Annotated in this window: 15 protein-coding genes; 5 read left to right on the forward strand and 10 right to left on the reverse strand. The window is 70.4% G+C overall.

Annotation, left to right across the window (positions count from 1 at the left end; all coding sequences use genetic code 11):
• Positions 1–394: 394 nt before the first annotated feature.
• From E1181_RS16580 to mbhE, 8 genes are all read right to left on the reverse strand, one after another.
• A complete protein-coding gene (locus tag E1181_RS16580) occupies positions 395–679 on the reverse strand; it encodes a hypothetical protein (protein ID WP_132675771.1) in 285 nt (94 codons plus the stop codon).
• A 182-nt stretch (positions 680–861) separates the two neighbouring features.
• Complete coding sequence (gene mnhG, locus E1181_RS16585) at positions 862–1,209, reverse strand: monovalent cation/H(+) antiporter subunit G (protein WP_132675772.1); 348 nt, start codon at positions 1,207–1,209, stop codon at positions 862–864.
• The gene (locus E1181_RS16590) at positions 1,206–1,472 is read right to left on the reverse strand and encodes a monovalent cation/H+ antiporter complex subunit F (protein WP_132675773.1); all 267 of its coding nucleotides are present in this window, start codon (positions 1,470–1,472) and stop codon (positions 1,206–1,208) included. Before E1181_RS16590 ends, mnhG begins: the two co-directional genes overlap by 4 nt.
• Complete coding sequence (locus E1181_RS16595; protein ID WP_235876820.1) at positions 1,469–2,017, reverse strand: Na+/H+ antiporter subunit E; 549 nt, start codon at positions 2,015–2,017, stop codon at positions 1,469–1,471. The genes E1181_RS16590 and E1181_RS16595 overlap by 4 nt, the downstream gene beginning before the upstream one ends.
• Positions 2,010–3,545 carry a Na+/H+ antiporter subunit D gene (locus E1181_RS16600; RefSeq protein ID WP_132675774.1) on the reverse strand — a complete coding sequence of 512 codons (1,536 nt, stop codon included), beginning with the start codon at positions 3,543–3,545 and terminating at the stop codon, positions 2,010–2,012. Before E1181_RS16600 ends, E1181_RS16595 begins: the two co-directional genes overlap by 8 nt.
• On the reverse strand, positions 3,542–3,970 hold the full coding sequence (locus tag E1181_RS16605) for a Na(+)/H(+) antiporter subunit C (RefSeq protein WP_132675775.1): 429 nt from the start codon (positions 3,968–3,970) through the stop codon (positions 3,542–3,544). The genes E1181_RS16600 and E1181_RS16605 overlap by 4 nt, the downstream gene beginning before the upstream one ends.
• Positions 3,967–4,506: an MnhB domain-containing protein gene (locus E1181_RS16610; RefSeq protein WP_132675777.1), complete on the reverse strand. Its 540-nt coding sequence runs from the start codon at positions 4,504–4,506 to the stop codon at positions 3,967–3,969. The genes E1181_RS16605 and E1181_RS16610 overlap by 4 nt, the downstream gene beginning before the upstream one ends.
• Positions 4,503–6,824, reverse strand: coding sequence for a hydrogen gas-evolving membrane-bound hydrogenase subunit E (gene mbhE, locus E1181_RS16615; protein WP_132675779.1), 2,322 nt, complete (start codon positions 6,822–6,824; stop codon positions 4,503–4,505). Before mbhE ends, E1181_RS16610 begins: the two co-directional genes overlap by 4 nt.
• Positions 6,825–7,212: 388 nt before the next feature.
• Here mbhE and E1181_RS16620 point away from each other — a divergent pair, with 388 nt between their 5' ends.
• The 5 genes from E1181_RS16620 (at position 7,213) to E1181_RS16640 (ending at position 12,534) form a co-directional block, all read left to right on the forward strand.
• Positions 7,213–8,901 carry a serine/threonine-protein kinase gene (locus E1181_RS16620; protein WP_235876821.1) on the forward strand — a complete coding sequence of 563 codons (1,689 nt, stop codon included), beginning with the start codon at positions 7,213–7,215 and terminating at the stop codon, positions 8,899–8,901.
• 166 nt (positions 8,902–9,067) lie between these two features.
• On the forward strand, positions 9,068–9,877 hold the full coding sequence (locus E1181_RS16625) for a purine-nucleoside phosphorylase (protein ID WP_132675783.1): 810 nt from the start codon (positions 9,068–9,070) through the stop codon (positions 9,875–9,877).
• Positions 9,874–11,496, forward strand: a complete 1,623-nt coding sequence (locus E1181_RS16630; protein WP_132675785.1) for a phospho-sugar mutase — start codon at positions 9,874–9,876, stop codon at positions 11,494–11,496. The genes E1181_RS16625 and E1181_RS16630 overlap by 4 nt, the downstream gene beginning before the upstream one ends.
• Complete coding sequence (locus tag E1181_RS16635; protein ID WP_132675787.1) at positions 11,497–11,949, forward strand: flavodoxin family protein; 453 nt, start codon at positions 11,497–11,499, stop codon at positions 11,947–11,949.
• Positions 11,950–12,198: 249 nt separating this feature from the next.
• A complete protein-coding gene (locus E1181_RS16640) occupies positions 12,199–12,534 on the forward strand; it encodes a hypothetical protein (protein ID WP_132622630.1) in 336 nt (111 codons plus the stop codon).
• Between the two features lie 67 nt (positions 12,535–12,601).
• Here E1181_RS16640 and E1181_RS16645 read toward each other — a convergent pair whose 3' ends face one another.
• Together E1181_RS16645 and upp are read right to left on the reverse strand one after the other, a co-directional pair.
• Entirely contained in the window at positions 12,602–13,714 is a 1,113-nt protein-coding gene (locus tag E1181_RS16645) for a glycosyltransferase (RefSeq protein ID WP_207922180.1), read from the reverse strand.
• A 169-nt stretch (positions 13,715–13,883) separates the two neighbouring features.
• A complete protein-coding gene (upp, locus tag E1181_RS16650; protein WP_132675789.1) occupies positions 13,884–14,507 on the reverse strand; it encodes a uracil phosphoribosyltransferase in 624 nt (207 codons plus the stop codon).
• Positions 14,508–14,537 lie beyond the last annotated feature (30 nt).

A 14,537-nucleotide genomic window follows, 5' to 3' on the forward strand; every position in this document is an offset into this window, starting at 1 on the left:
TGCGTTCATCCTGCATCAGCAGGATCAGCGGCGCGTGACGAGCACGCTACGTGGAGACCACCGGTAGGCCAGCTGCGCCGAACGGGTGGCGGGACTTCAGCTGGACAGAAAAAAGGGAATTCACATATTTGTTGAATTCCACGCAATTCCACGGGCCGAGACGGACATTCCCGGCGCAGGGCCGGGAATGGGTGTGGGCCGGCACCGGTCGGGGGGCTTCCCGGCGCCGACCCACGTCTCAATGGGTTACTCACCCAGGAAGCGTGCGGAATGACTCCACACGCACGATCAGGTGTGAAAATCCCACAGGTTCGCCGTCAGGTCTAGTCCATGGCGGAAATTGGTAGTAAAGAAATAGCGAGAACCGACGCCACGGCCTGTTCTCTAGGAATACCTACTTCTTCTTCTCGAAGAACAGCATCGGCTTCTTCCGGACCTTGCGGGAAAGCAGCACGAGCCCGATCAGCACCACGCCGGCGACCCCCATCGCGGTGCGCTGGTTGCGCTCGGCCTGCGTCTCGCGCTCGGGCGCGGGCGACTCCGGCGTCGGCTGCTGGGCCACGACGGCGACCTGGGCCACCTCGGCCTGCCCGGCCGGCGGGCTTGCCGCCGCCCATGGTGTGAGCAGCAGGGATAACGCGATCGCAAGTCCCGCGAGCAGGCGGCCGATCCGCCACATGATGGCTCCACATCCTTCGCGTCGCGCCGGACCGACACATCCGGGTCGTGTTCCGCGACCCCGTCCAGGGGTCACCCGTTCCGGTCGGAGTCGATCATATCGAACACGTGCCGCGAGCGAACGAGGTCGACTCCCCCCAGTGAGGACAGTCCTAGATCGACCGTCGAGCGACAACCGCCGGTTCAGCGAACTCCCGGTTCACGATCGATTCGCTCGCCGAGTTCATCGACGATCAACGTGTCCCGGTCCACGCTATCGGTGCGATAAGCGGCCCGTCCCACCAGTTGCGCGAGAACCGGCGCGGTGAGCATCTGGAACAGTCCAACGAGGATCAATCCGGTGGCATAGCCGAGGTTCAGCTGCACTCCGGTGCCGATCAGGATCAGGATCAGGCCCAGCGTCTGCGGTTTCGTGGCGGCCTGCAGCCTCGCGGTCACGTCCGGGAAGGTCAGCAGTCCGATCGCGCCGAACAGGCAGGACAGCGCGCCACCGATCAGGCAGATCGCGGAGAGGACGTCCGTCCAGCTCATCGGTACGGCTCCTTCCTCTCGATCAACTTCGCGGTGCTGATCGACCCGATGAAGGCCAGCAGCGCGAAGGCGGCCAGCAGCGCGATGTTCGACCCGTCCTGCTGCAGGCCCATGCCCACGCAGGTGCCCGCGACGACCAGCGTCACCAGCACGTCGACGGCGACGATCCTGTCGAGCGTGGTCGAGCCGAGCAGCAACCGGACGACCACCAGCAGCCCCGCCACGCTCAGCAGCACGAAGGTCACGGCGAAGACCCAGCTCATCCCGCATCACCCCTGACCAGTTCTCGCTGTCCGGCGGAGCCGACCGCGTCGACGACCAGCCGCTCCAGGAACCACATCTCGCGTCGCACCGAGTCCTCCTCGCCCGGACGCAGGCCGAGCGCGTAGACGTAGCAGGTGCGGTTGACGCGGTCGATCTGCAGCACGAACTTGCCCGGCGCGAGCGACACCGCACTGGCCACGATCGCGATCACGTGGTCGGAGTCGCTGCGCAGCGTGCTGGCCACGATGCCCGCCTTGGCGCTGCGCCGGTGCCACACCGCCTGCCAGGCCACCCGGAGGGTGGAGATCACCAGGTCCCAGGCCAGGTAGCCGATCAGCCGCAGCATCGGCAGCGGGCGCAGCACCATGCCGGTGCGGATCATCGGCAGCGGAAACAGCAGGGTCACCAGCAGCGCCACCAGCACGCCGAGGAACAGCGTGCCCGCGTCGAAGGTGCCCCACAGCAGGACCCACACCGCGGTCAGCCAGATCACCAGCGGAACCCGGCGCAGCAGCCGCTTGTGCTTCGGCATGCGCTCACCCACCGGAACCACCTCCCAGCACCGCGGTCCGGTAGATCTCGCCGTGCATCAGGTCCCCGGCCGCCCGGCCCGCAATCTCTCCCAGCGGGCCCGCGACCAGGGCGATCACCAGGCTGGACACGACGAGCACGCCGGTCGCCGCCAGCATCGGACGACTGGAGCTGGCGGTGCCGACGACCAGTTCGTCGGTCGGGTCCGGGTCCGGCGCGGGAGCCTTCACCTGGCCCCAGAACACCCTGGTCCACACCCGCGCCATCGCGTAGAGGCTCAGCAGGCTGGTCAGCACGGCACCGGCGGTCACCGCGTAGCCGGTGATGGTCCCGCTGCCGATGCCCGCCTGCAGCAGCGCGAGCTTGGCGACGAAACCGGAGAACGGCGGCACGCCCGCCAGGCTCAGCGCCGGGAGCGCGAACAGGACCGCGATCAGCGGGGTCGCCTTGGCCATGCCGCCCATGCGGGTCAGCGCCACCGTTCCGCTGTGCCGCGTGATCAGACCGCTGACCAGGAACAACGTCGCCTGCACGGTGATGTGGTGGACGACGTAGAGGATCACGCCGGTCAGGCCGACGACGTTGTAGACGCCGAGCCCGAACAGCATGTACCCGATGTGGCTGACCAGCAGGAACGACAGCAACCGGTTGAGGTCGTTCTGCGCGAGGGCGCCGAGCGCGCCGACGATCATGGTGATCAGCGCGATGCCGAGCATCAGGTCCCAGGTCTCGGCGTGCGAGAACACCAGCGTCTGGGTGCGGATCAGCGCGTAGATGCCGACCTTGGTCAGCAGGCCCGCGAACACCGCGGTGACCGGCGCGGGCGCCGTCGGGTAGCTGTCGGGCAGCCAGAAGTGCAGCGGCACCATCGCGGCCTTCACGCCGAACACGATCACCACGAGCAGCGCCAGCGCGATCTGCAGACCGCGCGGCAGGTCGGCGACCTTGGTGCCCAGGTCGGCGAGGTTGACGGTGCCGGTCGAGGCGTAGACCAGCGCGATCATGGTGATGAACAGCAGCGACGAGGCGAGGCTGACGATCGTGTAGGTCATGCCCGCGCGGATCCGGGTGGAGGTGGTGCGGCGGGTGATCAGCACGTACGACGAGCTGAGCATGATCTCGAAGGCGACGAAGAGGTTGAACAGGTCGCCGGTGAGGTACGCCAGCGACACGCCCGCGCACAGCATCAGGTACATCGGGTGGAACGTCGTGCTGGAGCGCTCCCGGCCGTAGTCGGTGATGCGCTGCCCGATCGAGTAAATCAGCACGGCGAACGTCACGACCGAGGACACCAGCAGCAGCAGCGACGAGAGCCGGTCGGCGATGAGCGTGATGCCGAAGGGAGCCGGCCAGGCGCCCATCTGCAGCACGACGGGGCCGCTCTGGTCGGAGGTGTAGAGCAGCACCGCCGCGTCGGCGATGATCACGCCGAGCACGAGCAGGCCGAGGATGCGCTGCACGTCGGCGAAGCGGCCGAGGGCCAGCGAGAGCCCGGCGGCGGCCAGCGGCAGCAGGACCGGCAGGGCGACCAGGACCGTCACTGCGCCGCCTCCTTGGCCGGTTCGTCCTCCGTCGCGTCGTCGTCCTCGTCCTCACCGGCTTCCAGCCGCTTCTCCAGCCGCTGGATCCGGCGGTCCTCGACGTCGTCGCGGACCTCGTCGTGGCCCAGCAGCGTCCAGGACCGGTAGGCCAGCGCCAGCAGGAACGTGGTGAGCGCGAAGGTGATCACGATGGCGGTCAGCGCCATGGCCTGCGGCAGCGGATCGGTCATCTCCTCCGGGCGGGCGACGTCGAGCATCGGGGGGCGCCCGGGCGGGCCGCCCGCGATCTGCAGCAGCAGGTTCGAGCCGTGGCCGAGGACCACGATGCCCAGCAGGATCCGCATCAGTGACCGCTGCATGAGCAGGTAAAAGCCCACCGAGTAGAGGACCGCGATGGCGAACGCCACGGTCAGGTTGATGGTCATCGGCGCCCCCTCGCCGCGGCGTCGGCATCGGCCTCGATGCCCGAGCCGAGGGTGCGCAGCAGGTCCAGCACCACGCCCACGATCAGCAGGAACACACCGGTGTCGAGGATGACGCTGCTGACGAACTTGATCTCGCCGAGCAGCGGCACGGTGAACTTGTAGATCGCGGTCTCGAGCAGCTGACCGCCGAAGAGCAGCGGCAGGAACGCCGAGGCGCAGGCGATCGTCAGGCCGAGGCCGATCAGCACCGGCGGTCGCATCGACACCACGGCGCTGTCGTCCATGCGACCACCGGCGAGGTGGCGCAGCAGGAACGCCTGCCCGGCCACCAGGCCGCCGGTGAAGCCGCCGCCCGCCCGGTCGTGCCCGGCGAACAGCAGGTAGATCGACAGCACCAGCACGGTCGGGAACACGATGCGCGCGACCAGCTCCAGCAGCACCGAGCGGGCCTGGCCCTCGCGGCGGAAACCGGACAGCAGCCAGCGCTCGGTCGGCGCGTCCCAGTTCGTCCATGACGGCTTGGTCGAGGGACTCACTTGCGCACCTCCTGCTGCTGCGTCTGCTCGCGCCTGCGGCGTTCGTGCCGCGAGGCCAGGATCAGGCTGGCGACACCGGTCGCGGCCACCGCGAGCACCGCGATCTCGCCGACCGTGTCGAACGCGCGGAAGTCCACGATGATCGCGTTGACCACGTTGGTGGCCCCGGCGCCCTTCTCCGCGTGGTCCATGAAGTACTGGCTGGCCTCCGGCGGTGCTTGGCGCGCCGAGCTGAACCCGACCGCGGCCAGCGCGACGAACAGCCCGGCGGCGGTGGCGATGATCGCTTTGGGGATCCGGATGGCCTTCGACGAGTCGGCCTGCGAGAAGCGCTCCGGGAGCCGTCGCAGCACGAACACGAACGCCACGACGGTCAGCGTCTCCACCAGGAACTGGGCGAGCGCGAGGTCCGGCGCGCCGTCGACGATGAACAGGCCACCGATGCCGTAGCCGATGACGCCGACCAGCAGCACCGCGGTGAGCCTGCGGTGGGCGCGCAGCACGGCCAGCGCGGCGAGCACCACGCCCAGGCTCAGCGGCACCTGCAGCAGGTTGTCGTAGGCGCGCAGGTCGTCGGGCACGGTGAACTGGATCAGCAGGGCCGATCCGGGGATGGCCACGACGGTCACCAGGACTATGCCGAGGTAGGTGGGCAGCGAACCCACCTGGGTGCGCGCGGTGACGGCGACCGCGACGCGTTCCAGCAGCGCGGTGATGCGCTCGTAGCCGCGCTGGGCGTTGAGCGGCTGCGGGAGCCGGTTGCGCCAGGCGGTGAGCGGGGTGCGCACCCGGTGCAGCACCAGACCACCGGCGAGGGCGAGCACCGACAGCGCGAGCGGGAGGTTGAAGCCGTGCCACAGCGCGAGCTCGGCGGGCTTGCCGACGGACTCGTAGGACGTCGCGTAGCCGTCGGCGAGCTCGTCGGCCACCGGGTAGGCAACGCCCAGCACCAGTCCGGCGAGCGCGGGCAGCCCGGCGGGGATCAGGGCCTGCAGGTCGGCGGGTTTGACGGTGGTCGGCGCGAGCCCGGGTTTGGTGCCGAACGCGCCGAACCACATCCGCAGGCTGTAGGCGACGGTGAGCATCGAGCCGAGCACCAGGAAGACGTCGACCGCGGCGCCCGCGGGGCCGTACAGGAACGCGCCGAACGCGGCCTCCTTGCCGAGGAAGCCGAGCATCGGCGGCAGTCCCGCCATCGAGCCCGCGGCCAGCGCGGCGATGGCCGCGAGCCACGGCTGGCGGTTGGCGAGGCCGGAGAGCTTGCGGATGTCGCGGGTGCCGGCCTGGTGGTCGATCATGCCGACGACCAGGAACAGGGTGGCCTTGAACAGGCCGTGCGCGAGCAGCATGGTCGCTCCGGCCAGCGCGGCGTCGTGGCTGCCCGCGCCGAAGAGCACCATCAGGAATCCGAGCTGGCTGACCGTGCCGTAGGCCAGCAGCTTCTTCAGGTCGTGCTCGTGCAGCGCGCGCCAGCCGGCGAAAAGCATGGTGGCCAGCCCGAACACCACGGCCGGAACGCGCCATTCGAGCTGCGCTTCGAAGATCGGGCCGAGCCGGGCGACGAGGAAGACACCGGCTTTGACCATCGACGCCGCGTGCAGGTAGGCGCTGATCGGGGTGGGGGCGACCATGGCGGCGGGCAGCCAGTTGTGGAAGGGCAGCTGCGCGGACTTGGTGAACGCGCCCACCAGGATCAGCACCGCGGCCACGGCGGTGGCGGTGCCGGTCGGCGGGTGGGCGATGAGCTCGGAGATCCGGTAGGTGCCGGCCGTCTCGCCCAGCACGACGAAGCCGAGCAGCATGACCAGTCCGCCGAGGCTGGTGATCATCAGCGCCTGCAGCGCCGACCGGCGGGACTCGCGGCTGATGCCCGCCTGCCCGACCAGCAGGAACGAGCAGACCGTGGTCAGCTCCCAGAAGATGTAGACGGTGGTGAGGTCGTCGGCGACGACCAGCCCGAGCATCGCTCCGGCGAAGCCCAGCAGCAGCGGTGCGGAACGCCGCGCGTCACCGCGTCCTCGGGCGAAGTAGGAGTCGGCGTAGATCAGCACCAGCACGCCCAGGCCGCAGACCAGGATGGTCATCACCAGCGCGAGCGCGTCGAGGCGGAAGCCGAAGTTCAGGCCGATCAGCGGCACCCAGGGCACGGTTTCGGTCATCGTCTCGCCCGCGAGCACCTGCGGGGTGCGCGCGAGCAGCCAGACGGCGGCCGCGGCGGGTGGGATCGCGGCGATCAGGAACGCGGCGCGGGTGTTGCGCCGGGCCACCAGCGGCAGGAGCACGGCCACCAACAGGTGCGCGATGACGAAGCCGAACAAGGCACCTCCTCCGCACCGCTGTTGTCATGCCTGCCAGCCTCGCCCGATCATTCGCCACCCAGGAGGTCCGCGCACCGCGACGCGAGCAGGCGTCGCGGATGTCCGGAAGGTCCGACCAATGACAAGTTATCTGGACGCGCCCGTCTCGCGCCAACACCGCCCATCGGAGCGTCCGGGCCGCTGGGAGGCCCTTTTTCGTTGCGCCGAATTAACGTTCGCCTTCAAAACGGTCTGAGACCGCGACTTTGCGAGTGGGATTCTTCACGTGGCGTAACATCATCTTCCGACCTGGGCGATCTCCCGGTGGCCGACGTGGTGCCGCTGAGTTTTCGGCGGTCTTCGGACCCGTTCCGGCCCGGCTGTCGGACCGAAGGTGGAAAATGTGGCCGTGCCCACCGACAACCAGAACACCCTCGCCGGCATCGGCCGGCTGATCGCCGACCGGTACCGCCTGGAGCGCAAGCTCGGCGGCGGCGCGATGGGCACCGTGTGGTACGGCACAGATGAACTGCTGCATCGCCCGGTGGCCGTCAAGCAGGTCAAGCTCGCGCCGGGGATGCCGGAGGAAGAGGCGGCCGAGCTGCGCGAGCGCGCGCTGCGCGAGGCTCGCGCCATCGCGGTGCTGTCCCACCCCAACGTGGTGACGCTCTACGACGTCGCGCGCGAGCAGGACGAGCCGTTCGTGGTGATGGAGCTCGTCCCGTCGCAGAGCCTGGCGGCGATCCTCGACGACCACGGCGCTCTCAACGACGACCAGCTCGCGGTGATCGCCGACGGCGTCGCGGCCGGGCTGGACGCCGCGCACCGGGCCGGGATCGTGCACCGCGACGTCAAACCGGGCAACGTGCTGATCGGCGACGACGGCCGGTTGAAGGTCAGCGATTTCGGCATCTCCCGCAACATCGCCGAGCACACGCTCACCAACACCGGGATCCTGCTGGGCACACCGGCCTACATCGCCCCCGAGGTCGCCGCCGGAGAAGCGGTGACGGCCGCGGCGGACCTGTGGGGCTTGGGCGCCACGTTGTTCGCCGCCGCCGAGGGCCGTCCGCCCTACGACGTGGGCGACGATCCACTCGCGACGGTCACCGAGGTCGTGCGCGGTCCCGTTCCGGCGCTGCACCGGCCGGGAGCGGTGGGCGACGTGATCCGGGCGCTGATGGTCAAGGACCCGGCGCAGCGGATGCCGTTGACGGAGGTGCGGCGCCGGTTGCAGCACCTGCTGCCGGAACCGGGCGCCCGCCCGTTCGCGATGCTGCTGGATCCCGATGCGCCGACCGTCCGGGTCCGGCAGCGGGTGCTGCAGCAGACCTCTCAGGACAAGCCGTCGATCCCGCCCGCTCCCCAGCTCACCGGTTCGGCGCCGCTGGCGGCCGATCCCGGCCCGCCGCCGTTCACGTTGCAGGACCCGCCGAGGAAGAAGCGCCGTCCGCTGCGCGCGGCCGCGCTGGTGCTGGCGGCGCTGCTGCTGTTCACGGCGGCGCTGATCGGATCGTTCGCGGCGACGCGCCTGATGGCGGGCCAGCCGCTGCTGCCGGAGCTGGAACCACCGTCCACGTCGGACCCGGACCCGGCGCTCCCGGCGCTGACACCGCACCGGGAGGACGCGAAGCACTCGGCGGCTCCCGACGGTGGCGAGTTCTCGATCATGGCTCCGGCCGGGTGGCGCACCTTCCACAGCGAGCGCAACGACCTCTCGAACAACTCGGTGGTCGCGTTCGTGTCCGGTGATGGGGCCACGGAGGTCGCGGTGCAGCGCTACGGCGACTACTTCGAGAGGGGCCTGACGCTGGACGGCTACCAGACGCAGCTCCCGCGAGCGATCGGCGGCCCGGCGGCCGACGTCGCGGTCAACAGCTTCCACACGGTCGACGGCGTGCGCAGGGTCGTCTACTCGACCAAGGTGGAGCAGCTGCTCAGCGGTCCGGCGAAGGAGATCGAGCGCCGCACGACGGCGGCGCTGCGGCAGTCCGGCGACGACCTCTGGATCGTCCGGGTGACCAGCAGCCCGGAGAAGTGGCAGCAGGCGGAGGCCCTGCTGGACCAGGTGCTGCCCACCTTCGACCCCGCCGGCTGAGGCCGCGCGGCCGGTCCTGCGGCGGATCGTCGTCGCCGGTGGGCGGTTCTGCTCCGGACCGTCCGCGCTCGATGTCGCATTCGCCTGGTCAGTTCGGACCAGAACCGGCCACTGGTGAGGCGGACGAGCACGCGCCGGAAAAACGGAGAGACTAAGCTGCCCGGCCGTGACCGCTACGAACATCTCCGACCCGTCCGCCCTCGCCCACGAGGCTTCGGCGAAGCTCGCCGAGCTCACGGGTGTCGATGGCCACGACCTGGCCGTCGTCCTCGGTTCCGGCTGGCAGCCCGCCGCCGACGAGATCGGGACGCCCGAAGCCGAGATCGGCATGGACGAGCTGCCGGGCTTCGCCAGGCCGGGCGCCGTCGGCCACACCGGCAAGATGCGCTCGGTGCCCGTGGGCGACAAGCGCGTGCTGGTCATCCTCGGCCGCACCCACATGTACGAGGGCCACGGCATCGTGAAGGTCGCGCACGGCGTGCGGACCGCCGTGGCGGCCGGGTGCCGGACGGTGATGCTCACCAACGCCGCGGGCGGCATCCGCGAGGGCATGCAGGTCGGGCAGCCGGTCCTGATCAGCGACCACATCAACATGACCGCGCTGTCGCCACTGGTGGGCGCGAACTTCGTGGACCTGACCGACCTCTACTCGCCGCGGCTGCGGGATCTGGCGCGCGGCATCGACTCCTCGCTGGAGGAGGGCGTCTACGCGGGTCTGCCGGGCCCGCACTTCGAAACCCCGGCGGAGATCCGGATGCTGCGCACCCTCGGCGTGGACCTGGTGGGCATGTCGACCGTGCTGGAGGCCATCACCGCGCGCTCGATGGGCGCCGAGGTGTTCGGCCTGTCGCTGGTGACGAACCTGGCGGCCGGGTTGAGCGGCCAGCCGCTCAACCACGAGGAGGTCCTGGAAGCGGGCCGGGTTTCGGCTTCTCGGATGGGCCGGTTGCTGCGGTCGTTGCTGGAGGCGGCGTGACCCAGCCGGATGTCCGGGCGGCCGCGGAGCGGTGGATCGCCGACGACGTCGACCCCCGTGCCCAGGACGAGCTGCGGGAACTCCTCGACTCGCCCGAGCTGGCCGACCGGATGTCGGGCATGCCGCGCTTCGGCACGGCGGGGCTGCGCGCCCCGGTGCGCGCGGGTGCCAACGGCATGAACCGCGCGGTGGTCGTGCGCACCACCGCCGGGGTCGCGAGCTGGCTGGTGCAGCAGGGGCTCGGCGGCGGGATCGTGGTCGTGGGCCGGGACGCCCGGCACGGTTCGGAGGACTTCGCCGAGGACGCCGCGGGGGTGCTGTCGGCGGCGGGCTTCGACGTGCGGGTGCTGCCGGAGCCGCTGCCGACGCCGGTGCTCGCGCACGCGGCGCGGGCGCTGGACGCGGTGGCCGGGATCCAGATCACGGCGTCGCACAACCCCCCGCAGGACAACGGTTTCAAGCTCTACCTGAGTGGCGGCGTCCAGCTGGTGGGTCCGGCCGACACCGAGATCGAGGCGGCGATCGCGAAGACGCCTGCGGCGAACGCGGTGTCGCGCAAGCAGAACTGGACGGTGCTGGAGTCCGGCCAGGAGGACTACCTGGCTCGGGTGTCGGCGTTGCCGCGCGGCGGTGACCGCGAGGTCCGGGTGGCGGCGACGGCGTTGCACGGCGTCGGCGCGAAGACCTTGCGAAGGGCCTTGCAGCGCGCGGGTTTCGACGACGTTCACTTCGTGGCCTCGCAGTCCGAACCGGACCCGGACTTCCCGAGCGTGGGTTTCCCGAACCCGGAGGAGCCCGGCGCGACGGACGAGCTGCTGCGACTGGCCGAGGACATCAACGCCGATCTCGCGATCGCGCTGGACCCGGATGCCGACCGGTGCGCGCTGGGCGTGCGCGAGGCGGGCACGTGGCGGATGTTGCGCGGCGACGAGACCGGCGTGCTGCTGGCCTGGCACGTCCTGTCCACTTTGGATGAGTCGGCGCCGGATCCGCTGGTCGCCACGACGATCGTGTCCTCCAGCATGCTGCGTTCGATCGCCGCCGAGTTCGGGGCCCGCTACGCCGAGACGCTCACCGGGTTCAAGTGGCTGGTGCGCGCGGGCGACGGCGAGGGAACCGGCCTGGTGTACGCCTACGAGGAGGCGCTGGGGCACAGCGTCGATCCCGACCGGGTGCGCGACAAGGACGGCATCTCGGCGGCGGTGCTGGCCTGCGACCTGACCGCGAGCCTGCTGGCCTCGGGCGATCACCTGCTGGACCTGCTCGACGAGCTGTCCACCGAGCACGGCGTGCACCAGACCGGGCAGGTGTCGGTGCGGGTGACGGACCTGGCGGTGATCCCGCGGATCATGGAGCGGCTGCGCGGCGAACCGCCGCAGGAGCTGGCGGGCACGGCCGTGCGGACCCGCGACCTGCTGCCGGACACCGACGCGCTGGTGGTCACCGGTGACGGCGGGCTGCGCGTGGTGATCCGCCCGTCGGGAACCGAACCGAAGCTCAAGTGCTACCTGCAGGTGGTCGAGCAGGTCGGCGAGCTGCCGCTGGCGGAGGCCAAGCAGCGCGCCGCCGACCGCCTGGAGGAGCTCACCCGAGCCGTGACGGCCCTGGTGGAGGAGTAGATGGCCAAGCTGCTGATCGTGCACCACACGCCCTCGCCCGGGATGCAGGCGATGTTCGAGCAGGTCGTGGCGGGCGCGACGACCGACGAGATCGAGGGCGTCGAGGTCGTGCGCCGGCCCGCGCTGAGCGCCACCGCCTCGGACGTCCTCGACGCCGACGGCTACCTGCTGGGGACCCCGGCCAACCTGGGCTACATCTCGGGCGCGCTGAAGCACTTCTTCGACACGATCTACTACCCCTGCCTGGACGCGACCAGGGGACGGCCGTTCGGCTACTACGTGCACGGCAACGAGGGAATCGAGGGAGCGCAGCGCGCGATCACCTCGATCACCACGGGGCTGGGCTGGCAGCAGGCGGCCGAGCCCGCGACCGTCCTGGGCACGCCGGAGCGCTCCGACCTGGATTCCTGCTGGGAGCTGGGCGCCACGGTGGCGGCGAACCTGATGCCGTAGGTGGTCCCGGGACCACCCAGTTGATCTTGGTTGGGGCGTCTCCTATAGCCTGATCGTGTCGTCGGGGCGCGCCCCTTGGCGACGGCGGGGCGCCCGGGACAGAGCCCGCCTTCCCTCATCACGTGCGATGTTCGGGGCGCCCCGCACCTTCGCTCATCGTAATCAGCCGTCACCCGTCGGCTGTGGTCGTCGAGGAATCCGCAGGCCCTCCAGCAGCATTTCCGGGGCCGTACGCGTTACCCTGCGACAGTGAGTGAGGAAACGATCCGACTCGAACTCGATGACTCCGGCGTCTCCGTGGATCTCCCCAAGCCCCCTGGTCCTCACGACCAGGTTCAGGGCGTTCCCTACCGGCCGGTCGAGTTCCGTGACGACGACCTACCGGCGGCTTTGGAACGATCCGCCAAGTGGCTTCGCGAGGCCCAGAACTGGCTCGGCGAACCGATCGATGTGATCGCGGTTCATCTCGATTACGACGATCGAGACGGCGCCCCGTACTACGACCTGAAGCTGATGTGCAACGAGGAGGACCTGGCAGGCGCACCGATCGCGATGCGCAGACTGCGAAGCGATTCCGTCGGCTGACCGTCCCTGAAGATCCTTCTCGAAACAACGCGATGGCCCGGCCGGCCCGTCCGGCCGGGCCGCTCTTCTAGAACCTCGAACGACGGCCTTTCCACTGGTCGCGGCCCTGGTGGGCGCGCACGGCGCCGTCGAGCAGGAGCACGCCGAACAGCGTCCCGCTGATCGGTGCCAGCGGCGCGAGCTCGGGGTTGGACCGCATGAACTTCGCCGTCCCGGCGTGGGCGGCGCTCTGCGCGGCGCAGCCGGCGAGACCGAGCGCGGTCAGCACGGGCCGGCGCCCGCGTCCCACCAGCACCGACAGCGGCGCGGCCAGCGACATCGCGATCTGGCCCAGGCCGATGGCCGCCAGCGTCGGTGCCGAGCCCTTGGTGCCCGCCACGAAGCTCTTCCGGAACGACGCCCAGCCCTGCTCGAAGGGGTCCATCCCGCTGGTGCGCAGGTGGTCGAGGCCGTCGACGGTGCGGGTGGTGCCGCCGTGGTCGCGCACGGCGGTGGCGATCGCGACGTCCTCGTTGCGGATCGCGGCGAACGCGGCCCAACCACCGACCTTCTCGTAGTGCGAGCGGCGCACCAGGATGCAGTGACCGATGGCGAACGCCTTGCGACCCCGGCCGTCCGGTGAGGCGTTCTCACCGATGAGCTGCAGCCCCGGCGGCATCAGCAGCGGCCAGGTCGCCGAGCGGCCCGCAGGAGGGCCACCAGGCGTGGAGACGAGGTCGGCCTCGATGGCGTCCGCCGTGGCCAGCAGGCGGCTGAGCAGGTCCGGGGCCGCGACGGTGTCGGCGTCGAGGAACAGCAGCCACTCCCCGGCCTCCGGCGGACCGGCTGCCTCCACGCCGACGTGCATCGCGTGCACCTTGCCGCCCCAGCCGGGTGGCGGCGAGTCCACCCGCACCGGCACCACGCGCGGGTCGCGCCGGGCGAACTCGCGGGCGATCTCGCCGGTGGCGTCGGTGGAGCCGTCGTCGACCACGACCACCCGCAGCAGCGCTTCGTGCTGGGCACCGTGGGTCTGCGACACGATGGAGCTCAGGCAGTCGGCGAGGACGGCGGCTTCGTCGCGCGCGGGGACGACGACGGTGACCTTCGGCGGCGCGACCGCGCCGGACCGGGGTTCCCGCAGCGGCGCGATGGCGCGCGTCTGGCGGATCGTGCGCGCGCTGCGGACCAACACCCCCACGGCGACCGCACCGAGCACCAACGACCAGCGGTTCGTGTGTCTTCGCGGTGAAACCACGAACTCAGCGTGCCACGGAAGGGGCAAACGGGTGCTGATCAAACGCCCTAATTGGCGCTGAACTTCGCGTTGCGCTCACTCCCCGGAGCGGTGTCCGTGCAGGTCGTCGGAGTCAGACGGCCCCGTACTCGCGGTCTCCGGCATCGCCGAGGCCGGGAACGATGAAGCCCGATTCGTTGAGCCGGTCGTCGATGCTCGCCGTCACCACGCGCACCGGCAGCCCGGCCTCTTCGAGGCGCCGGACGCCCTCGGGCGCGGCGAGGGTGCAGATGGCGGTGACGTCGGTGGCGCCGCGCTCGACCAGCAGCTCGATCGTGTGCACCATCGAGCCGCCGGTGGCCAGCATCGGGTCCAGAACCAGCACCGGGATGCCGGTGAGGTCCACGGGCAGTGACTCCAGGTACGGGGTGGGCTGCAGGGTCTCCTCGTCCCGGGCGAGCCCGACGAAGCCCATCTGCGCCTCCGGGATCAGCCGGTGCGCCTGGTCGGCCATGCCCAGCCCGGCGCGCAACACCGGAACCAGCAGCGGCGGGTTCGCGATCCGGTAGCCGGTGGTCTTGGCCACCGGCGTGTGGATGGGCTCCTCCGCCAGCTCGGCGTCGCGCGTCGCTTCGTAGATGAGCATCAGGGTGAGCTCTTGCAACGCAGCGCGGAAAGCGGCGCTGTTGGTGCGCGCATCGCGCATCGTCGACAACCGCGACTTCGCGAGGGGGTGGTCCACGACCCGAACGTCCATGACGGACAACCGTAACGGCCGCTTTCCACC

This window comes from Saccharopolyspora terrae (assembly GCF_004348435.1).
In the GTDB taxonomy this organism is placed as follows: Bacteria; Actinomycetota; Actinomycetes; order Mycobacteriales; family Pseudonocardiaceae; genus Saccharopolyspora; species Saccharopolyspora endophytica.